Genomic DNA, 20,738 nt, shown 5'->3' with positions numbered 1-20,738 from the left:
TAGTAGCTAGATTGTGCAACGTCGCCGCTTTCCCTTGAAGATTACCAATGCGCTCTTCTATTTCTAAGGACTGCTGATAGTAAGCGATCGCTTGCTCAACTTCCCCAGTATCGGCGTAGATAGTAGCTAGATTGTGCAACGTCGCCGCTTTCCCTTGAAGATTACCAATGCGCTCGTCTATTTCTAAGGACTGCTGATAGTAAGCGAGCGCTTGCTCAATTTCCCCAGTATTGGCGTAGATACCTGCTAGTTGGTGCAACGTCGCCGCTTTCCCTTGAAGATTACCAATGCGCTCGTTTATTTCTAAGGACTGCTGATAGTAAGCGATCGCTTGCTCAATTTCCCCAGTATTGGCGTAGATAATAGCTAGTTGATGCAACGTCGCCGCTTTCCCTTTGACATCACCAATGCGCTCTTCTATTTCTAAGGACTGCTGATAGTAAACGAGCGCTTGCTCAATTTCCCCAGTATTGGCGTAGATAATAGCTAGTTGATGCAACGTCGCCGCTTTCCCTTTGACATCATCAATGCGCTCAAATATTTCTAAGGACTGCTGATAGTAAGCGAGCGCTTGCTCAATTTCCCCAGTATTGGCGTAGATACCTGCTAGTTGGTGCAACGTCGCCGCTTTCCCTTGGACATCACCAATGCGCTCGTCTATTTCTAAGGACTGCTGATAGTAAACGATCGCTTGCTCAATTTCCCCAGTATTGGCGTAGATAATAGCTAGTTGGTGCAACGTCGCCGCTTTCCCTTGTACGTCGCCGATGCGCTCTTTGAGTTCTAGAGATTCGTGATACAGAGCGATCGCTTGTTCAACTTTCCCTAAATTGTTGTAAAGAATTCCTAACTCATAGAGGATGCTTGATTTGGTTAGGGCTAAATCTTCATCGTTGTTGGTTAGCTGCAATGCTTCTTGAAGTACATTTTCTGCTTTACAAATTTCTCCTATGTTCCTATAAACAATGCCTAGCTGATGCAAAACCGTAACGCGGGTGTATATGTTTTCCTCCGATGGACTGCGATGATTAGAAGGGCGATACTCCATCAGCAAACGCTGAAGTAAATCTATCCGCTCTCGATTTTCTGCTAATTCTATGCTTCCTAAAGTTTTTTTAGACTTAATCGTTGTGCTGATTGCATAGTCTTTGGTTAATTTAGCCGTTTGAAAGTGAAAAACTCCCGCTCTCCAAGCCCAAAAGTCCGGGGCGTATTTTGCTAAACGAGTTAAGGCATAGTCTGGCAGAAACAATAAAATCGGATGGGAAACGCTAGATGTAAAAGCATCGCGAACAAAGTTAAGGTCTTGGAGGACGAGAGGATACTCTCCGACCATCCCAATCGAGTGTTCCAGACCGCTGATAATTAAAACGAGTTTTTTACTAGGTTCACTCGTAACGTTGGCTAACGTCTCAACAATGGCATCCCTTAAAAACCGCAAATTTGGATCAGAAAAATTGCAGATGACAAACTGAATATTCTGACACAGGGGATAGCTTTTAAGAATCTCAATTAAAGTATTTCTATCTCTAGCAAAGTTGATTTCTACAAAACCGATCGTCAACTTTTCATCGGCAAAATCTATAAATGTCAGCAGTTCAGCTAAAGATTGCTGATTGAGAGCAATAAACTCAGCCACATTCCTCTCCTGAAGTAGAGAAACAGGATCGAGTTTAGGGACTTTTTTTTGCCGCTTGGAGAGCTTTTTGGAAGGCATCGCTTTGCTTCACAACCGAGTTAATATAGTTCCATCGGTTTTTACCGTTATATTCAAAAACTGAAAGATTGAACAGCATCAATCGTCCAGTTTCATCTTTAGTAATATCCTTTGTCAGACACACCTGCGCTAAAACCGGATAATGTTCTGTGGGAATAATTCGCTCAAAGTTATACTGCTCTTGCTTAATCGCATAACTAACATCATCGGTAGTAACTTTATCGTGCTTGCGAGTAGCAGCAGTGAGGCAGGCTCTAGCAGTTATTTGCATTAATTGGCGCACATGACCCCCGCTAGCTTTGGCTAGTTCTAGCAAGAGCTGACGCGACTCAAACACTGCATCAATTTCAACTCGCTGCTCGATCAAACTAGCAACCGCTTCTAGTCCCTCTGGATCGTACTCTAAATCGCAGCGATCGCGGTCAAACTGATATATATTTACCATCGGTACAATATTGGGAGTATCGAAGGCGTTGCTCAAATTTTTTTCAGAGTAAATAATAGAAATTGGTGCTGTGTAAATTACAGTGCAGTGTAGTCCTTGTAATTGTGTAGCATAGTCGAAAAACAAATGATTGCCTACATTCGGAGGAACTCGATCTAAATTATCAAAAATAACTAAAAATCCTTTCTTGCACTCAGGATACTTTTCTCTAACTTTAACAAAAGCATCACCCAACAAAAGGTTAATATCTGCTTGCAAGCGACCGATATCTTTTTGTAGCGTTTGACGGATTACTTCTTTTTGCCTTTCAGACCCTTTAATTTGAGATTGCAGCTTTGCCAGGAGCTTTGAAAGGAAGGGAATCTGCGCGCCTGCTTCCGCAATAGCTTCTAAACTAATAGATCTTTCAACCGTAGATTCGTTCTCTTGAGTGATTTCTTTAAACCAAGTCTCAAAATTACTGAGAAGTTTAGCATCAAACTTTAAACCAATCTTATAAAGTTCATTGGCAATACTTTTGATAATAACTAAATATAAATCTGTATATTCGGCATCATTGATATCTAATTCTGCATCGGCTTCTAAATAAATGACTCTGTATTCAGACTCCCAGCTTTGCTGAATCCGCCTAAGTTCGGTGCTTTTACCGCATCCCCTATGTCCCGTAAACAAGATAGTGCAAAATTCCGCTGGTTCAAGAAACTCTAAGCGAGTGGTAACGCTTTGAATCGCCTCAGTGTTGCGGACTTTTGACAAGTCAACATAGTATCGCTGCTGAATATCACCAACCAAGGGACTAACATCGCAAGCGCGAAAGGCGGCTTTAAGGGTAGTAGCACGGTTATCGGGGAGTGAAGTCATTGAGCGAATTTAGTTGCTGTAACTGAATATATACAGCAATTTTCAGATGAATACACCACATTCATTTATCAGTAGGGGCTTGACACAGTGTATTGGTGTCAACTTCAGCTTAAATTCCTCAATCCCTAAAAGGCTATTAAAAATGAATGCACATCTCTAGATAGAGGGAAATTAACTTAAAAAATTCAAAGTCAGTAGGAATTAATCGCCGCTCAACCGCAAGTGAATTAGAGGCGATCGCTCAGGAGCGCGAATTAGCCGAAATTCTGGCTTAAGGGCAACTAAAACCCATTCGGGAACGGTAGAGGGGTCAAGTCTTTCATCTCTAACCCCACAACGATTAAGATGCTTGCGATGAACATTTTAGGCGTGGTAGCGTCTGAGAGCTAGCTAGAACGATATAAAAGTAGAACAAACGCCCAAATATGAAGCGATCGCTCATTAGTCTCACCCTCGGCTTAACTTTGCTAGAATTCCTTGCCCCGGTTGCCTTTGCTGCGCCACCGAGAACCCCCGATCAAACAGTAGAATGTGAAATTTTGGTTGTGGGAGGTGGACTCGCGGGTGCGGCTACCGCCTATGAGGGTTTGCGGGCGGGGCGAACTGTTTGTCTCACTGAGATTACCGACTGGGTAGGTGGACAAATTTCCTCCCAAGGAACCTCCGCACTGGATGAACGCCCCACGCAGCGATCGCAACTATTTTATCCTCGCGGCTACCTAGAGTTGCGACAGCAGATTGAACGCAAATACGGCGAACTCAACCCTGGAGACTGCTGGGTAAGTGAATCTTGTTTTCTGCCCCGCGACGCCCACAATATGTTGTCAGGTATATTGCGCGATGCGGCAAAGCAAGGGAAAGGGCAGCTTAAATGGTTCCCTTCCACAGTAATTAAGGAAGTGGATATTAGTGCCGATGGCAAACAGATTGAAAATGCGATCGCTATTCAACACAAACCTGCTCCTAACGCCCCGCCCCTCAACACTAGACCTCTATCTCAAACTATTGAGGATTCCTATCAGTACCAATCTTCCTCGCAGTTTGACAAAACCATCATCCGCTTTACTCCCAAACCTGCCACAACCCAGCAACCGACAAATTGGTATGTCGTAGACGCCAGCGAAACAGGCGAACTCATCGCCCTAGCTGACGTTCCTTACCGCCTTGGCATCGATCCTCGTTCCTACTTAGAGCCTTCCTCCGCTAGCACCACGAGCGACCCCTATTGCACCCAAGGCTTTACCTACACCTTTGCCATGGAAGCCACAGAGGAACCACAGCCCCATCGGATGCCCTCGTTTTATCCCCAGTACGAACCCTACTACAGCTACGAGTTATCTCGACTAGCAGACTTCGGATTAGTGTTTACCTATCGGCGCATTTGGAGTCCCCAAGCCGGAGAAACGCAAAAGTTTGGCGGCATAACTTACACCGCCCCCGCGCCGGGAGACATCTCAATGCAGAACTGGACGTGGGGCAACGATTACCGCCCAGGTAATGCCGTTGATAACCTGGTTTACACCCGCGAACAATTGCAATCCACAGGACAGCTACAACCGGGAAATTGGATGGGTGGCTTGCGGACAGAAAGCCTGGCTAAAGCTGAGGAAATTTCTCAAGGTTTCTTCCACTGGTTGGTTGCTGGTACGACAGACTCCCAGCTAGGCGATGGCGTCAAAACACCCCAACCCAACAACCGCTACTTATCGGGGTTAGATTCCCCGATGGGAACGGTGCATGGCTTGTCGAAGTACCCTTACATGCGCGAGGGACGGCGAATTATTGGACGCCCCAGTTTTGGTTATCCCCAAGGCTTTGCCGTTGCAGAAATTGATATTTCTCGCCGCGACTACAAAGATGAGTATTACCAACAGGCTCTTTCACCCCAAGCCAATCGCAGTTTAGGGGCTGCCCTTGCAGGTTTAGAAGCCATTTCTGCTATTCAAGGCAACAAAACCCCGCAAGACGTGAGGCGTCGTACTCGCTCTAGTATCTATCCTGATTCGGTAGGGATTGCTCATTACGCTATTGATTTCCACCCCTGTATGACCCTCAGCCCTCCCGAAGCCCCCGGCAACACGGAACGTGAAGGAGAACGACAGGGTGCAGGTCAAGCTTATCCCTTCCAGATTCCCCTGCGGGCGATGATTCCCCAGAAGATCGATAACTTGCTGGTGGCGGGGAAAAGTATTGCAACTAGCCACATTGCTGCCGCCGCTTATCGTGTCCATTCCTTTGAATGGTCAGTAGGAGCAGCCGCCGGAACAACCGCTAGCTTTGCGCTGGAAAACGGCATCATGCCTTACCAGTTAACGGAGGGGCTACCTCGTCAGAAAACGCAGATCCAAGCCCTACGGCAACTTTTGGAAAGAAATGGCAATCCGACAACATTTCCAAATACTTCTATCTTTAATGAAGATTGGGATGAGTGGAGATAGTCATCGGTAGGGTGTTGCCCAATCAGTAGGGGCGTATAGCCTACGCCCATCAAACTTCTGCGTGGGAACCAGAATTTTTAAGGGCGCAAGCCTTGCCCCCCTAAATCAATCAGTATTCCAAAATTGTCCAATACCTGATAAAATCTGGCTTTTATAGCAGAAAAATTGAGCTTTCTGGCAGTACTTCTGTAAACTAGAGGAAAACGAATCGTTGTTTGATTTGTGTGCAGAATTCTGGTAACTGTCCTATGTCTATGGTAATTTCAGCGGCTTTTTATGCGACCTCGGCTTCGCCTGTTAAAGCTCCTGAACGTTCTGGTCAAGTTACCCAAAAGCCCTATCCCAACTACAAGGTGATTGTGCTAAATGATGATGTCAACACCTTTCAGTATGTTGCCGAGTGTTTGATGAAGTATATTCCTGGGATGGTAAGCGATCGCGCTTGGGAACTCACACATCAGGTTCACAACGAAGGGCAAGCAACGGTTTGGGTGGGCCCCAAAGAACAGGCGGAACTTTACCACCAACAGCTTAGACGTGCCGGGTTAACGATGGCTCCTTTGGAATCAGCGTGAGGTGATGAGTAAACCCAGTGGCGGCAGGTTGGTTTGGAATCACTCTACTCATCTTCAAGGTTTGATTCCGATTCTGGAACGACTGACTTATTACCAAGGCATTCAAACAATTACGCCTGCTGTGCTGGGACGTACCAAAAGCCATCGCCCTCATTTGCAACTCAAAGTGTCTGTCCCCATTCGTGGGGGATTTAAGCTGATTGCTAGAGCCGGAAAAACCTATCAAGAAGTGTTTATCCTCACGAGTTTGAGTCAAGACGAATTAGAAGACGCGATCGCTCAAATCCTCAAAGCTAAATAATTTTTGGCACAACTGAATAAGAATCGGCGTTGAGTCAAGCAAATTTAGTTCTAGAAGCGATCGCTTCTGGAATATCTCTGATTCGGCATGTAGATCGTGCCAGAGGTCAGGGGTTTGTTCAGATTCCCAACTTCTTGAAGAAGTCGGGGATCTCGGCTGGGAATCTAGAGCCTCGATATTGCCGAATTCAAGTCGAGAACAATGCACGTAATGAAAAGACTTGCCCGCAGCAAACAGCTCATCTGGGCAATTTTGTTGTGTCTGTCGGTTGTTTTGTTTCCCGTTCTCAGTCAGGCGGTGACGGTGCAGGAGGTTCCCAATCCCCGACAGCTTTATGGCGGTTGGGTAAGCGATGGGGCAAGTCTGCTCAGTGACAGTACTAAAGCCCAACTGAACGCGATGATTTCTGAGTTGGAGGGTCAAAACGGCAGTGAAATTGCTGTTGTCACGGTGACAGAAACAGCCCCCGCACCGAGTCCAAAAGCCTTTACTACGGAACTCTTTAACTACTGGGGAATTGGCAAAAAAGACCGGGATAATGGGGTGCTATTTTTGATTTCAAAAGGCGATCGCCGCGTGGAAATCGAGACGGGTGATGGTTTAGAAGCTATCTTGCCTGATGCCGAAGTAAAGCGAATTATCGATACTCAGATTATCCCTCAGTTCAAACAGGGTAATTTTGAAGCCGGAGCGATCGCAGGAACTACAGCTTTAGTGGACGTTTTAAAGCCAGAGTCAATCACTCCGATTCAGCCCCCGCTAAATGCTCCTCTCCCCTCTTCTCAACCCAACGAAACCACGTCTTCGGACGTTCCTAATCTAGAACTAGAACCAGCGCCCTCTTCTCCTCTGCCCAAGTACGTTGATTTACTCTGGATAATCGCCCTTTTGCTAGCTGTGCTTAGTTACTACGGAACCAAACGAATCGTTTCGCGTCCTGCCGCGATCGCAGCAACGGGTTCCTTTCGCTTCCAACGTACCGATCCTCACGATCAATCCATTTACTTGCTACTAGGGCTAGGCACGTTTTGTGCCGTTTTTGCGGGATCTTTTCTAATTTTAGAATTCTTTGTCCCGTTAGCAGAGACGTCAATCCCACTGATTGCTGCCTTTTTGGGATTAGTCCTCGGCATCCCGCTTTCTTTCTTCCTTGCCCAAAAGTTTTTTAACCCCAATAAAGAGGGACGAGCCTTGCGAAGCTTTCAGTGTGAAACCTGCGCTCAACCCATGAAGGCTGTCAACTCTGTTTCATTATCCCAAATCCTCAGCAAGCCAGAAAAAGTCGCCTCGAAGCTGAAGAGCGTTTGCTATGAAGGTTGGCAATGTCCTAGTTGCAGCCCGAAGCTATCGCGTTATGGAATTAATTTCCGCGCCTATGTCCTCAATTCCATAACTTTCCACAACTGCCCTAAGTGTCAAGAGCTAACGGTCACTCGCACCTCAGATGTTTTGGTACACCCAACACAACATAGCACGGGCGTTCGTCTTATTACTGATACCTGTCACTGCTGTAGCTACATTCATGAAAGACGTACAACGATTGCCCGTCTTCCAAGCAGCAGTAGCAGTAGTAGTAGCAGCAGTAATAGCAGTAGTAGCGGTAGTAGCGGTAGTGACTTCGGCGGTGGTAGCAGCGATGGCGGTGGTGCTGGAGGCAGTTGGTAACGTTGCTGTATTTCAAGCTTCTATTAGAGTTGCCATTGGAAGAAAAGTACCAGACGACCGACAAGGCGATCGCGCCAAGAACGCTTGCGCCAATCGGCTAAATTCACTCGCTTACTGCGGGATAAACCTAACTCGAAAAAGTGCTGGATATTTTCCACTATGACTTGATCGGCAGTAGAGATATCTAATTCATCGTTGTGGAAAAAGCTGCGCGGGTCAAAGTTGGCACTGCCTGTACTCACCCAAAGGTCATCAATCAACAAAATTTTAGCGTGCAGCATACTCGGCTGGTATTCATAAATCTCGATTCCCGCTTTCAAAAGCTCGCCGTAAAGTTCAGTAGAGGCGTAGTAAACAAACTTTTTATCGCTGCGCGATCCCGTGGTGAGGATGCGGACTTCAACCCCAGTGTTGTGAGTATTGATTAGTTCCTGACGCGATTTGCGGTCAGGCAAAAAATAGGGACTGGCAAGCCAGACTCGCTTTCGAGAAGCTAAAATACCGCCTTGAAACAAGGCTCTCACTGAAGAAGACCTGTAGGAGGGGTCATCCCCTGGCGTCACTAACATAAGCTCCTCCTCAGCCCGTTCAGGATTGAAGATGTGTTTTCCAAAGTCAGCTGTGCCGCCTGTAAGCGTCCAGTGTTGCATGAACACCCCTTCCAGGACAGCAACAACGGTGCCTTCCACGCGAAATTCAAAGTCAAACCAGGGGGCAGTATCGCCGATTTTATCCAACCCATCCCAATAGTCAGAAATGCCTGCACCGCCGATTAATCCAACTTCTCCATCGATTAACAAGAGCTTGCGGTGAGTTCGTCCGGCATAGGTGGTGGGGGCTTTCCAGTCGAAAGAGTTGAAAAAGTGAACTTCGACTCCCGCCTTTTGCAGGCGACTCCAGTACTTTTTGGAAATTTCTTTGACGCCGTAACTGTCTACAATAAGCTGAACGTCAACTCCGGCGGCGGCGCGTTCGGCAATCGCGGCGGCGAAGTCATTGGCGCGTCGCCCTGGCGTCATGAAAAAGGTTTCAAAGTGAATGGTGCGCTTGGCACTGGCGATCGCTTCTAGTCGCGCTGATTGCAGTTCATCCGCTTCTACCCAAAACCCTGTCGTCACTCCAGTGGTGGTGAGGGAGTTTGATAAGCTGGCAAGAGCAAGCGGAAAGCGGGGTTCATTAGGAGCAGGAACATTCTTTGCCCTGTACTTGATGCGCTCGCGGAAGGTGCCGAGGAAGTAAAGTGCAAAAAATATTACGACGACTATAACGACAATAGCGATACCGAGCCATTTAAATATGAAAATGATTTGCTCCATGACAAGGCGCTTGCTCCAAGTTCACCCTCACGTTAGACAAGAATGGAGGGCAAATAAAATTAATCAGATCATTTCATTGGTAGTGAGAAATGGCAAACGTTCGGCTTGAAGAAATTACCCGCCAATTCGATAACGTTACGGCAATTGAAAACATTAGTTTTGAAGTGCCAAATGGGGAATTTTGGGTGTTAGTTGGCCCCTCTGGTTGCGGAAAATCGACAATCTTACGGACGATTGCCGGATTGGAAACAGCAACGAATGGCAATCTCTACATCGGTGAAAATTTGGTTAATGATGTCCCCGCACGGCAGCGAGATGTGGCAATGGTGTTTCAAAACTACGCCCTTTACCCTCACATGAGCGTGGCGGAAAATCTTTCCTTTGGGCTGCGGATGCGAAAAGCTGACGCTAAAACTATTGCCGAACGGGTGGAGAGGGTAGCGCGATCGCTGAATATTTCCCATCTCCTCGACCGCAAGCCTAAACAGCTATCCGGCGGACAACAGCAACGGGTAGCCCTCGGTAGAGCGATCGCCCGCGAACCCCAGGTGTTTCTCCTCGACGAACCCCTGTCTAACCTCGATGCTCAGTTGCGGGACGATACTAGAGCCGAACTGAAGCAACTCCACCAACGTCTTGGCATCACTACCCTCTACGTCACCCACGACCAAATCGAAGCGATGACTTTAGGCGATCGCATCGTCGTATTAGAGGGAGGGAAAATTCAACAAATTGGCGAGCCACAAACGATTTATGCCCGCCCTGCAAACCGCATGGTCGCAACGTTTCTGGGCAATCCGCCAATGAACATTTTGCCCGCAACTTACACGAATGCAGACTTCCACGTCAGCGGTCAATTCTTACCCTGTCCAGCGGTCTTGAAAACATCGCTACACCCTACCCAAGAACAAGTGTTTGACTTAGGCATTCGCCCGGAACATCTCAGCATTGTCTCTAGTCCTGCTGAAAAACCCCAAGTAGAGATGGCTCAACTCACCCTAGAGGTAAACGTCGTTGAACCCTTGGGACGCGAAACATTAATTCGCGGCAATCTCCCAGATTCAGAAGTTTTGTTGAACGTACAAGCCGCTGCCAATTGGCGAGGGCGTCCGGGCGATCGCATTACTGTACAACTCAACCTAGACGAGCTATTTGTCTTTGATGCTGCAACGGGTGAAGTCTTGTATTCGTAGGAAAATTACGCGGTTGACTGGAGACGCGATCGCTATTTTTTAGCTGATCATCTGAGTCTAATCAAACGTCAGCAAAGCTAAATAATCCGGCTTTTCAAGTAGCTCCTTGGCTAGCAAAAAACTAGAAATTGTCCAGGTTTGGTACTTCCTGGCTTCTTTGCCAATTAGCCTGCCATTTTGCCCATCATAGTATTCTGGCCACTGCTCCTTACTCAATCTGCTTTCAGCGATCGCCACTGCTTTAACTGCTAGTTCTGTTCTCCCAGTTTTTAAAGCAGCAGCCGTCAACATCCACAGCAAAACGGGCCAATTGCCACCATTGTGATACGACCAAGACTTATTTTTCGGGTCGCATCCCGTCAGCATTTTCCATTCCTGACCTTCCAAAGCGGGGAAACAGATTTTCATCGGCATATAGCCCACCAAATCGTCCCAGCGTTGGTCAATTAATTGCATTACTTCTTGGGATTGTTTTTCGCTGGTTAAGGAAGAAATGACAGCCATCAAATTTCCCAAAGCAAAAAAGCGGCAGTCCAATTGGGAAGGGCCGAGATTTCCCGCTAAGTAGCCACCTTTTTCTGGCAACCAACTACTCAACCAGTCATAGGGGATGGAGTCAGAATAGATATTAAACTGATTAATCGCTGCTTTACCGTACTCTTCCCCTTTGTAGCGGTAAATCACAGTCAATCGCTCCAAGTCTAGCCAATAGTGCTTGCGAAGATGAGCAGAAAGTGGCCCTAAGCGTTGAATGACTGCCTGAATGGTTGATTTGTTGATGGCGTTATCTAGTAGCAGTGCTTCCGCTGCGCGTAAGGCGGTGTAGAACAACGACTGAATTTCTAAAGGATGTCCGTAAATCCCTAGACGGCGGTCAATCATGCAAGCACCATCCGGGACTAGGATCGTGGGATACATATCAAATCGCGCTATCAAGCACAGTTCCAGAATTAGGCGAATTCCTTCTTGGAAGTCTTCTCGTTCTGCTAAAGAGGTGTCCCCCGTGGCTTTGACATAGGCTCGCAAGAGAAATATCCACCAGAGACAGGAATCAACGGGGGTGACTCGACCAATGGCATGATCGCCAAAGTCTGGTTCGAGGTATTGCTGCCCTTTGATCGTTTCAACTTTGAAACTCGCTGGCATCAAACCGCGACCGGGTTCGAGAAAGTCTAATTGCCTTTGTTTAATTTGTAGTTTTAGGGTTTCTTCTAGGAAATTGCGAACAATTTCTGCTCGACCTTTCAGTAAAAATAGTAAGGCGGCGGAGACAAAATCTCGAATAAAGCATTGGTCATAATTTAGGGACTCGACGCTGGGGTCACAGGCAGCTAGAGTCCCGATAGGGCGGTCGTTGTAGTAAATGATCGACTTTTCTAGGTAAGCCCAAGCTTCTTCTTCAATAGTGCATTCCGTTGTCATAGATTCGTCGATGCGTTGATCCATAGGGGCTTAACCTGAGCAGCAAAAAAGTTGAGTGCGATCGCGCTCAATTTTATCAGCTAATTCCGCCAGGAGCCTCACACTGAACTCGTAGGGTCAGTGTCGAGAGGAATGACGGGTCTGTCGATGGGGTTCAACGCCCCAGAGACAGACAAACTCCTAATGTATTGTCGAAGCACATCACTGATAGTTCTTTCTGTAAGCTCACAGTACCGCTCTAAGTGAGCTTTTTCCTTGTCTGCCAGTCTGAAATTTATCTGCTGCATATAGAAAAAGTATAGATATTTGCTATAATCATGACATGAAATTAGCCTACCAGTTCAAGCTAATCCCAACTTCTAGTCAAAAGTGCCGCATGAGTAAATGGCTCGATATGCTGCGACACCAATATAATTATTTGTTAGCAGATAGGTTTGACTGGTGGGAAATGAATCGCTGCTCAATCAACGCTTGTCCGTTGGTGTGCAGTATAACCGAACCACGAGAGCAGCCCGAATACTACGGACAAAAGCGTTCTTTGGTGTCTCTCAAGCTCCAACGGGAATGGTACAAAGATATCCATGCTGATGTCTTGCAAGACATGGTGAAACGGGTAGACTTAGCTTTTGCTCGGTTCATAAAGGGAGATAGCAACGGTAAGCGTAGTGGCAAGCCTCGATTCAAGAGCAAAAACCGATATCGCACTTTTGCCTATCAACGAGTAAAGCCTGACTGCATCCAAGGCAATCGCGTTGGACTTCCCAAACTAGGAGAAATCAAGTTTATCCAACATCGCCCCATTCCCGATGGATTCGTCATTAAACGAGCATTAGTTACGCTCAAGGCAGATAGCTGGTATTTGACGTTGACATTAGAAGATGCGGGCGTCCCAGATAATCCAACGATTGACATTGAACCGACCGAAGCCAATAGTATTGGCGTTGATGCGGGTCTGGAATATTTTGCCGCTTGCTCTGATGGCACAATGGTGGAACCTCCCAAGTTTTACCGACGAGCCGAACAAAAGCTAGCCAAACTACAAGCCAAAAGAGAGCTAAGGAAAAAAGGTTCTACCGCACGTCGCAAACTCAATCATTGCCTTGCTAAATTGCATCAACAAATAGCGAGACAACGCAAGCAATGGCACTTTGAATTGGCGGGTGATCTGGTAGGTAAGGCTGAGGTTATCTTCATAGAAGACCTCAAAGTTTCTAACATGGCAAAGCGCAATAAACCTAAGCAAGATGAAGAAGGAAACTTTCTTCCTAACGGGCAAGCTGCCAAGTCTGGTTTAAACAAAAGTTTTGCTGATGCTGGGATATCTGGATTCTTGAACGAAGTCCTTCCGTACAAGGCTGCAAGAGCTGGGCGGTTGGTTGTAAAAGTTAATCCTTCGGGGACATCTCAACATTGTGCAATATGCCTTTCGAGAGTTCCAAAAGAATTAAGTGATAGATGGCATGAATGTTCCTGTGGTGCATCCATGCCCCGCGACTTGAATTCTGGAATTCTAATTAAAAAAGTGGGGTTGGGCGTTCGCCTCACTATAAAACGCGAATCCGGGAAGTCTCGGAGGAGAAGCCCACACTCTAATCTTTGATTGAGTGTGGGGGTACGTCACGTTGGCACCGCTCAGGAAGGTGCCCCTCAGGTCAGCTTCAGCAAAATCTGTGAGAAGGTCTAAACCAACAATTTTTGCTAACTCCAGAAAGTTCGTTGTTTCTGCCTCTACAACTTGCTGGATTAGCGCTTGAGCTTCTTGGAGAAATTCTTCGTCAGACATATTCCAACTCTTGCCGACTGAGATAGGGTTTTATTTTGCGCTTTAGCAGAAGTTTGGCAAGCCCTATATACTTTCCTCTTTTCTGGGCTTAAATCTTTTAGCCACAAGCCCTCAGCCTCAATCACACGCACATTCTTCAGTGAGACTTCAAAGGTTTCTTCTACACGGCAGGGCATTGCTGTTACGTTCAGAGTTACCAGCGTTGTCTTCTTGAGCAAACCTTTCAAAACTGGTTCGCCTCTCTTCTCTTCAAATTCCCAAAGGGAACAGGAACTCTCAAAAATTCCAAAACGATCGCCTAACCAATCCTTCACAATTTGCGCCGCGTCGCTGTAAATCACGCTGTAACTGCTCGGAAAGCCCTTCATTCTCTTTGAAGCAAGCATTCTCAATCTTGGTACTTCCCAGATTCGTATCGCTAAAGTTGGCATAACGACAGTCTGCACCGCTCAAATCTGCACCAAGCAAATTGGCACCAACTAGGATTGCATAGCTTAAATCAGCACGACGTAGAGAGGCGTGGCTTAAGTTAGCTTCGCTTAAATTGGCATAACTCAAATTAATATTAACCAAATTGGCACGTCGCAGGTTCGCACCAATCAGAACGCCATTACTCAACTGGACGCGGAGTAAGTTAGCACTAACTAAACTAGCCCCAATCAAATTAGCACTGTAGCAATTAGCGCCAATCATCTCCGCATCATCCAACACAGCACTAAGAAAATTAGTATTACTGAGGTTTGCACTTGTGAGTTTGGCGCTTCTCAAGTTGGCACCACTGAAGTCTGCCCCTCGCAGGTCAGAATTCACCAAGTTTGTCCTCAATAAAATCGCACCACTAAGGTCAGCTCCTCGCAGATCAACACCACTGAGGTTAGCACCAGCAAAATCTTTGACTGGATTAAGACCAGCAATTTTGGCTAACTCTGAGAAGTTGTCTGTATCTGCTTCGACAATATTCTGAATCAACTCGCGCAGTCTTTGTAACGATCTTTCATTAGGCACATTCTGGTTTTGTCTTCCCTGAAAAAGGCAATTATTTTAGCGTCTAACATACCGAATGGCAATAATCCTCTCGATTAATGCCCTTTTATTTCGGCTGATATTATTTAGTGACAGCCCTGATGCTTTTAGTTGTTCCCCTGATGATTGACTGTATTCCTCGCTTCTTCGCAGAATCGTTTCTAACGACCCTGGCAGCTCATCGGTGGTGTCGTAGGTGAGTTGCTCAAGGGGGAGGTCTATAGAGTCGGAGTGCTTCATCTTTAATTCTAGAGTAAACAACTTAGCAGATCTGCTACAAAACTAGCATCTCATTAATTGCTAAGGAGCAGTAGATACTATAGGGCTAATTAATCTAGTGTCCGCAAACGCGATCGCACCCCTTCCAAATGAAGGTAATGCCATCTGTACGGAACAAGCGTCAGCCCTGATAGAAACTAGAAACTGGCAGCGCTAACGCCACCTTACTGCTAATTTTCTGGCAAAAACAAACCCCCTCCTCGTTAAGAGGAAAGGGGAAAAGGGAGTCTAAAAATGTCAGACTGTGGCGTATCCTACAAAAACCTGCTTTAATTGCCTGAGTGGCAGAAGATTTGCGGGTAGAAAAGAGATGAGGAAATTTCCAGCTTCCGAAGGTACATCTTTCTTTCCTACCCTGTGCCACCTATCACCTAGCTTTTCTCCACCTCTGTGCTTTACCAGAGGTGTTTAGAAGCGTATACCGACTCCAGCTTGGACGCTAACGGCTTCTGCTGAGCTGTTTTCGTAGGCGTTAAGACCAACCTTGACATCGCTGTAGCCAACGATGTTTTGACCAAATTGGCTTTCCACACCGACAACTCCGGCGAAGGAGTCTCTATTACCCAGGGGGGTGTTTTGACCATCGGCTTCTACCAATGAGGCACCACCACCGACGTAGACGTTGGTATTTCTAGCAACAGGAACATCGACTGTCACCATCGGAGCGATCGCACTGGTTTCATCACTGAAGAGGACAGCACCACGGACAGAAACGGGTACTTTGGGAAGCGCGAAACGACCTTGGATAGTACCACCGAACTCGGCTTCATCGCCACCTTGTCCGCCATTGGTGACACCAGCCGCAACACCAGCACCGACGTAGCTGGCGTTGGTTCCTTTTACGGGTTGTGCTTGTACTGTTCGTACAGCTTGTGCTGAGGCGCTACCCGCAGAAAGCAACATGGGAGCGATCGCCACAGCAGACAAAGCAGAAATGGTGAAGAGAGATTTAAGTGTGAGTTTCATAATTACTTCCATCAACGGCTAGGGTGTATCGTTGCGTTGTTACTTTTAAAGTCGTTGGGAAGTTTAAAAAAGTTCCAGGAATTCTTGTAAATCTTCTAACTTCCTTAGGGGAAAGATAAATAGGTATTAATAAAGAACTACTTGTCTCTCTACCAGAAGTTGAAGGCTAGCTATAATAAATTCTAAATCTATTTTTCCGGATTGAATAGAAAGCATAGACCCTTTATTTTTAGGCTTATTTAGCATTATTTAGAAGAATGTGTGCCACAAGTGGACTGTTTTTTAACTGTCACTTACTGCTCTAAAAGTAAGTAGTACTTACCAGTGTCTTAATTGGAAAAGGAGCGGGAATGATGGGAGATAGGGAGAGAAAAACTCATTCGCCTCTTTACCAATCCCTAGCTCCTTAGTCGTTCGGCAATCAGGGAAGCGAGCTTGGCTGGCTCGACGGGCTTGCTGACATGGTAGGTAAATCCGGCAAATAGGGCTTGTTGGGAGTCACTCTCGCTGGCATAAGCCGTAAGCGCGATCGCGGGAATATCTCCCCCTGCTTCTGGCGCTAAGGCTCTGACTTGGCTAATCAACATATAGCCATCCATTTCTGGCATCCCGACATCACTGATCAGTAAATCGGACGTTGACTGCTTCAAAACAGATAGGGCTTGCTTTGCTGAAGATGCAGCCATCACCTCTGCCCCATACTTCTCTAATGAGAACACCAGCAGTTCCAGGGAGTCTGCATCATCATCGACAACTAAAAGGCGTATCCCCCTTAAATCGGGAGCCGCACAAGACGGCATGGGTTCTGAGTCAATCGGCGAGGAAGCAGGTATCAAGGGGAATTGGACACAAAAGGTAGCTCCTTGCCCCACTCCTGAACTCTCTGCCCAAACCATGCCTCCGTGCAGTTCCACAAGCTGACGGACGATCGCTAACCCCAAACCAAGCCCTCCAAAGGTGCGAGTCGTGGCGCTGTCTTCCTGTCGGAAGTAATCAAATACATAGGGGAGAAAATCAGGCTCAATGCCTTTGCCCGTATCGCTGACTGTAATTTTGGCATAGGCATCAACCGCCTCAAGCTGGATTGTCACCTTTCCCCCAGAAGGGGTGAATTTAACAGAATTGGAAAGGAGATTCCAGATAATTTGCTGTAAACGACCAGGATCGCCAGAAACCTGACCGACAGTGGGATCAAGGTTGGTTTCAAGAGTAATGGACTTAGCAACGGCGGCTAAATGCACCGTCTCTAGTGCTGCTGTAATAGCGGATACCAAGTTAACTGTACTCACCTTTAAACTGAGCTTACCTTGCAAAATCCGGGAGATATCCAGCAAGTCTTCAATCAGTTGTGTTTGTAACTGGGCATTGCGTTCAATCGTCTCTAGTGCCCGTGCTGTTGTCTGCTCGCTAAGTTGACCGCGTCGCAGGAGCTTTGCCCAACCGAGAATCGGGTTGAGGGGAGTACGCAGTTCGTGGGAAAGGACAGCGAGAAACTCATCTTTAAGACGGTTAGCCCTTTCTGCTTGGGTGCGTGCCGATTGTTCCGCTTCGTACAAGCGGGTATTCTCAATGGCAATTGATGCCATTTGGGCAAGTTGAACGAGAATCGCTTCGTCTTCTTGAGTAAACTCGCCTTGGTATTTATCAGATAACTGCACTAAGCCGATGTTGTGCCCATCGCGTCCTTTAAGGGGAGCAGCCAGCCAGCCGCGCATGGGGGGATGACGATGTGCCGCGTCCCCAAAGCCGTTCCATCGGGGATGGGCTTCGAGTTCGGCTTGCGTCAGGCGCATCGGGCGATTGGCATGGCAGACGCAGGTATAAATGCCGGAGCCATCGGTCAGTTCTTCGTAGTCTTGCCACTCGGCGTATTTATCGGAGAGGGAAACGGCATTGATCGCTTGCGCCCAGTTTTCCCCCACTGTCATGCTGGTTACAGCCTGGTGTGCGCCAATAATTGAACGCGCTCGTTCGGTAATGACTTTGAGGGATTCATCGACAGACAGTACCGAGTTGACGGCAAGTGCCGCTTCTGTTAAACCGTGCAGTTGTCTAGAATACTGCTGTTCCCGCAGGAGGAGTTGTTCGCGCTCTTTTTCAGCCTTTTTGCGATCGCTAATATCTAAATAAAACCCGATCGCCTCTTGCTGAATAAACGGTTCCTCAAGTATTGCTCCACCAAAGAGAATAGGGATGTGACTTCCATCTCTACGGATGTATTCTTTTTCAAAGGGAGTGGCAATGCCTTGGGTTTTGAGTTCGGCAATCGCTTTCTCATCTAAGGCAAGAAATTCTGAAGGCGTCATCTGCTTCCAGTTCACTTGACCCGCCAGCAGCGCTTCCCAGTCATAGCCTACCAGTTGCAGAAAATAGTCGTTGGCGTAGTGGATACCACCGTTTAAATCACCGAAGGTAACGCCGAACATATTCGACTCCACCAAACGACGGAAACGCTTTTCGCTTTCTCGCAACGCGGCTTCTGAATCGCGCAGGTTGGCTGCCGAGCGTTCTGCGGCTGTCCGGGCTTGGGCTTGCGATCGCGTTACTCCAAACAACACTAAACTTATGACTACGCCGCTAAGCCCGATATAAGGCATCAGCCGTCTTTCCGACAACAAACCAATTTCCGGTCGTGAGGTGAACAGGAGCGTCCAAGGGCGTCCTGCAACATCAATTGTTCTCTTGGTTGTAAAGTGAGGTCGATTAAAGAAGCTTCCAGTCCTACGATTTGGGTTAGAGCGATATAGAAGCTTTTCTGGGCTGGCAGTTATGCCGTCGTAAACTTGAAAGTCGATCACAGGGTTTTTCTGAGTACCGAAGATACCTGTTAGCAGGTCATCAGCCCGAAAAGGACTGTAGACAAAGCCGATTAATGCCTCTCGCCGCTCAGCGACAGTATCAGGTATGATGCCATCGCGGTAAATCGGAAGGTAAATCAGGAAGCCAGACTGCTTTTGCTCGTCAATTTCTTGCATTAAGGTGACTTGCCCCGAAGCCGCCGCCGCCGCAGTATCGCGGGCTTGTTCCATCGCCGCGCGGCGCATCGGTTCGGTGAACATATCGAATCCGATTGCCGCTTGGTTACGCCGATCTAGGGGTTCAAGATAAGCGATCACATAATATTCTGGACGGGGAAAGTCGGGTCTGATGGCAAAGTTGCCCCGTCCCTGACGCCCCATCTGGGCAATTAGCGCCTCTTTTTCCGCTTCGTTGACTCTTACCGAGAAACCGATGCCCTGAATACCTGGATAACGACGCCGTAGTTCGAGACTATTAACATAGGCACGGAAATCCCTAAGGCTGACGTTGTCACTAGCGGCAAATAAGCCCTGACTTCCCCGCAATAAAACAATATAGGTGTCCAAACGATTTTGGATGTCTTCTTGCGTGCGACCGACAGCATTGTCAAAGCGTAACTGGTCTTTGGCGTCTGCCATTCTTGACGCAGAGAGGGTGGTAATAGCCGTTAGCAACAACGTTACAACCAAGACAACATAAGCAATCCCAGTGCGACGTAGGTGGATAGATTTCAAGGAATTCAGTTTCATAGAGAGCTTTCAAAACTAGAAACTGGGCAAGCAGGTTGAGGATTTATCCAGGGTCAGTTGTTGTGAGTCGGTGAGTTAGGTGTTCCCCATCACCTCAGCTCCCCACTTTTTCATGCTTCACCCTTTTCTCTCCCCCATTGTCAGCCTATCGCCCCGTCACTGTAGCCACCTACCTCCTAACTCAGATCATCTGCTTGCTTTGACTCAACGACCAAGCCCGGTAGTCCTTGCAGGCGTTCGGGTGGAGGGAGGGCTTGAGAGGCAGGCACCATAATGGTCAAGGCACCGGGAAGGCAATCAATATCTATGGGAGTTGTCCCCACGATTTCTCCATCGACGACGACTTTTTGCGGGGGTACGGTGCTGATTTTGAGGTTTTTGGCGCGGAGGTAGCCGATATCATCCCGATCGGTGGCTTCTCCCTGAAGAGCAGTTTGTAGCAGATGATAGGATGCGGCGATCACTCCAGTGCGAGTTTGTGGGGCAACCACAGTTACATCCAGTAAGCCATCATCATAAATAATTCCTGCTGGGCCCTGAGCCAAGATAGAAGTAGGGGGAGCAGCATTGGCGATCGTTACTGCGGCGGCGGCTAGGGTAATCACCCGGTCATCGGTTTCAATCTTGACTTCAAAGGTATCAAACTCCCGCAGCTCTTGTAGGCCTGCCAAAAGATAAGCCAGCATCCCGAAGCGGTTTTTTGTCTCGCGGTCAGCTTTTTTTACCAGTTCCGCTTCAAACCCAATGCCAGCTAACAACACCATCGGCTTACCGTTGCATATTGCCGCATCGATAACCTTTTGTGTCCCATCCAAAATCGTCTGACAAGCCGCTTCAATGGTGTCAGGAATTCCTAAAGCCGAGGCAAAAGCGTTTGCCGTACCCCGTGAAATTATCCCTAAAGGAATCTGCGTCTGAACCACTGCCTCAGCCGCTGCTGAGAGGGTGCCATCCCCCCCAGAGGCAATAATCAGCTCCACACCTCTGTCTACCGCTTCCCGCGCCAGTTGATTGGCATCAACTTCCGGCGTCGTCATGTGAATATCTAGGTCAATTTCCTGATCTAAAAGCGTCCGAATTTTAAACAAATCTGTTTCGGGGTTACTTTGACCCGCAACGGGATTAAAGATCAGGCAGGCAGAACGTTTCATAGTTTTTAGTTATTAGGTATTACTCAAATAGGATAGAAGCTGATGAAAGCCCATT

16 protein-coding genes are annotated in these 20,738 nt (G+C 47.4%); 6 read left to right on the top strand and 10 right to left on the bottom strand.

Annotated elements, in window-relative coordinates:
• Together AC5JR3_RS12265 and AC5JR3_RS12260 are read right to left on the bottom strand one after the other, a co-directional pair.
• Nucleotides 1-1,717, bottom strand: a 1,717-nt coding sequence (locus AC5JR3_RS12265) for a tetratricopeptide repeat protein (protein ID WP_495846329.1), incomplete at its 3' end; no start/stop codon positions are given.
• Nucleotides 1,674-3,023, bottom strand: a complete 1,350-nt coding sequence (locus AC5JR3_RS12260) for an ATP-binding protein (RefSeq protein WP_495846327.1) — start codon at nucleotides 3,021-3,023, stop codon at nucleotides 1,674-1,676. The genes AC5JR3_RS12265 and AC5JR3_RS12260, both read right to left, overlap by 44 nt.
• Before the next feature lie 425 nt (nucleotides 3,024-3,448).
• Between AC5JR3_RS12260 and AC5JR3_RS12255 the strand changes: the two genes are divergently transcribed.
• The 4 genes from AC5JR3_RS12255 (at nucleotide 3,449) to AC5JR3_RS12240 (ending at nucleotide 8,002) form a co-directional block, all read left to right on the top strand.
• A complete protein-coding gene (locus AC5JR3_RS12255) occupies nucleotides 3,449-5,461 on the top strand; it encodes an FAD-dependent oxidoreductase (RefSeq protein ID WP_495846325.1) in 2,013 nt (670 codons plus the stop codon).
• A gap of 254 nt (nucleotides 5,462-5,715) precedes the next feature.
• Nucleotides 5,716-6,036: an ATP-dependent Clp protease adapter ClpS gene (clpS, locus tag AC5JR3_RS12250; RefSeq protein ID WP_495846544.1), complete on the top strand. Its 321-nt coding sequence runs from the start codon at nucleotides 5,716-5,718 to the stop codon at nucleotides 6,034-6,036.
• 4 nt (nucleotides 6,037-6,040) lie between these two features.
• Nucleotides 6,041-6,337 (top strand): DUF2103 domain-containing protein, encoded by a 297-nt coding sequence (locus AC5JR3_RS12245; RefSeq protein ID WP_495846323.1) that lies wholly within the window; start codon nucleotides 6,041-6,043, stop codon nucleotides 6,335-6,337.
• A 210-nt stretch (nucleotides 6,338-6,547) separates the two neighbouring features.
• Nucleotides 6,548-8,002 (top strand): TPM domain-containing protein, encoded by a 1,455-nt coding sequence (locus AC5JR3_RS12240; RefSeq protein WP_495846321.1) that lies wholly within the window; start codon nucleotides 6,548-6,550, stop codon nucleotides 8,000-8,002.
• 23 nt (nucleotides 8,003-8,025) lie between these two features.
• Here the strand turns inward: AC5JR3_RS12240 and AC5JR3_RS12235 are convergent, their stop codons facing one another.
• Complete coding sequence (locus AC5JR3_RS12235) at nucleotides 8,026-9,318, bottom strand: phospholipase D-like domain-containing protein (protein WP_495846319.1); 1,293 nt, start codon at nucleotides 9,316-9,318, stop codon at nucleotides 8,026-8,028.
• A gap of 89 nt (nucleotides 9,319-9,407) precedes the next feature.
• Between AC5JR3_RS12235 and AC5JR3_RS12230 the strand changes: the two genes are divergently transcribed.
• On the top strand, nucleotides 9,408-10,511 hold the full coding sequence (locus AC5JR3_RS12230) for an ABC transporter ATP-binding protein (RefSeq protein WP_495846317.1): 1,104 nt from the start codon (nucleotides 9,408-9,410) through the stop codon (nucleotides 10,509-10,511).
• A 57-nt stretch (nucleotides 10,512-10,568) separates the two neighbouring features.
• On the opposite strand, the gene AC5JR3_RS12225 is transcribed toward AC5JR3_RS12230, so the two are convergent.
• Nucleotides 10,569-11,957, bottom strand: a complete 1,389-nt coding sequence (locus AC5JR3_RS12225) for a glycoside hydrolase 100 family protein (RefSeq protein WP_495846315.1) — start codon at nucleotides 11,955-11,957, stop codon at nucleotides 10,569-10,571.
• A gap of 298 nt (nucleotides 11,958-12,255) precedes the next feature.
• On the opposite strand from AC5JR3_RS12225, the gene AC5JR3_RS12220 reads away from it, so the two are divergent.
• Nucleotides 12,256-13,533, top strand: coding sequence for an RNA-guided endonuclease InsQ/TnpB family protein (locus AC5JR3_RS12220; protein ID WP_495846313.1), 1,278 nt, complete (start codon nucleotides 12,256-12,258; stop codon nucleotides 13,531-13,533).
• A 143-nt stretch (nucleotides 13,534-13,676) separates the two neighbouring features.
• Here AC5JR3_RS12220 and AC5JR3_RS12215 read toward each other — a convergent pair whose 3' ends face one another.
• From AC5JR3_RS12215 to AC5JR3_RS12190, 6 genes are all read right to left on the bottom strand, one after another.
• Nucleotides 13,677-13,943 carry a hypothetical protein gene (locus AC5JR3_RS12215; protein ID WP_495846311.1) on the bottom strand — a complete coding sequence of 89 codons (267 nt, stop codon included), beginning with the start codon at nucleotides 13,941-13,943 and terminating at the stop codon, nucleotides 13,677-13,679.
• Between the two features lie 49 nt (nucleotides 13,944-13,992).
• Nucleotides 13,993-14,721 (bottom strand): pentapeptide repeat-containing protein, encoded by a 729-nt coding sequence (locus tag AC5JR3_RS12210; protein WP_495846309.1) that lies wholly within the window; start codon nucleotides 14,719-14,721, stop codon nucleotides 13,993-13,995.
• A gap of 36 nt (nucleotides 14,722-14,757) precedes the next feature.
• On the bottom strand, nucleotides 14,758-14,979 hold the full coding sequence (locus AC5JR3_RS12205) for a hypothetical protein (RefSeq protein WP_495846307.1): 222 nt from the start codon (nucleotides 14,977-14,979) through the stop codon (nucleotides 14,758-14,760).
• A gap of 447 nt (nucleotides 14,980-15,426) precedes the next feature.
• Nucleotides 15,427-15,984, bottom strand: coding sequence for a putative outer membrane beta-barrel protein (locus AC5JR3_RS12200; RefSeq protein ID WP_495846305.1), 558 nt, complete (start codon nucleotides 15,982-15,984; stop codon nucleotides 15,427-15,429).
• A gap of 398 nt (nucleotides 15,985-16,382) precedes the next feature.
• A complete protein-coding gene (locus AC5JR3_RS12195) occupies nucleotides 16,383-19,532 on the bottom strand; it encodes a CHASE domain-containing protein (protein WP_495846303.1) in 3,150 nt (1,049 codons plus the stop codon).
• Nucleotides 19,533-19,708: 176 nt separating this feature from the next.
• The gene (locus tag AC5JR3_RS12190) at nucleotides 19,709-20,683 is read right to left on the bottom strand and encodes a YegS/Rv2252/BmrU family lipid kinase (RefSeq protein ID WP_495846301.1); all 975 of its coding nucleotides are present in this window, start codon (nucleotides 20,681-20,683) and stop codon (nucleotides 19,709-19,711) included.
• Between the last annotated feature and the right edge of the window lie 55 nt (nucleotides 20,684-20,738).

It is taken from the genome of Kastovskya adunca, from assembly GCF_059505785.1.
This window is presented reverse-complemented; position numbering and strand designations above follow the sequence as displayed.

Coding starts and splice junctions, on each gene's coding strand:
- AC5JR3_RS12260 (WP_495846327.1), bottom strand. CDS start 3,023: ATGACTTCACTCCCCGATAACCGTGCTACTACCCTTAAAGCCGCCTTT.
- AC5JR3_RS12255 (WP_495846325.1), top strand. CDS start 3,449: ATGAAGCGATCGCTCATTAGTCTCACCCTCGGCTTAACTTTGCTAGAA.
- clpS (WP_495846544.1), top strand. CDS start 5,716: ATGGTAATTTCAGCGGCTTTTTATGCGACCTCGGCTTCGCCTGTTAAA.
- AC5JR3_RS12245 (WP_495846323.1), top strand. CDS start 6,041: ATGAGTAAACCCAGTGGCGGCAGGTTGGTTTGGAATCACTCTACTCAT.
- AC5JR3_RS12240 (WP_495846321.1), top strand. CDS start 6,548: ATGAAAAGACTTGCCCGCAGCAAACAGCTCATCTGGGCAATTTTGTTG.
- AC5JR3_RS12235 (WP_495846319.1), bottom strand. CDS start 9,318: ATGGAGCAAATCATTTTCATATTTAAATGGCTCGGTATCGCTATTGTC.
- AC5JR3_RS12230 (WP_495846317.1), top strand. CDS start 9,408: ATGGCAAACGTTCGGCTTGAAGAAATTACCCGCCAATTCGATAACGTT.
- AC5JR3_RS12225 (WP_495846315.1), bottom strand. CDS start 11,957: ATGGATCAACGCATCGACGAATCTATGACAACGGAATGCACTATTGAA.
- AC5JR3_RS12220 (WP_495846313.1), top strand. CDS start 12,256: ATGAAATTAGCCTACCAGTTCAAGCTAATCCCAACTTCTAGTCAAAAG.
- AC5JR3_RS12205 (WP_495846307.1), bottom strand. CDS start 14,979: ATGAAGCACTCCGACTCTATAGACCTCCCCCTTGAGCAACTCACCTAC.
- AC5JR3_RS12200 (WP_495846305.1), bottom strand. CDS start 15,984: ATGAAACTCACACTTAAATCTCTCTTCACCATTTCTGCTTTGTCTGCT.
- AC5JR3_RS12195 (WP_495846303.1), bottom strand. CDS start 19,532: ATGAAACTGAATTCCTTGAAATCTATCCACCTACGTCGCACTGGGATT.
- AC5JR3_RS12190 (WP_495846301.1), bottom strand. CDS start 20,683: ATGAAACGTTCTGCCTGCCTGATCTTTAATCCCGTTGCGGGTCAAAGT.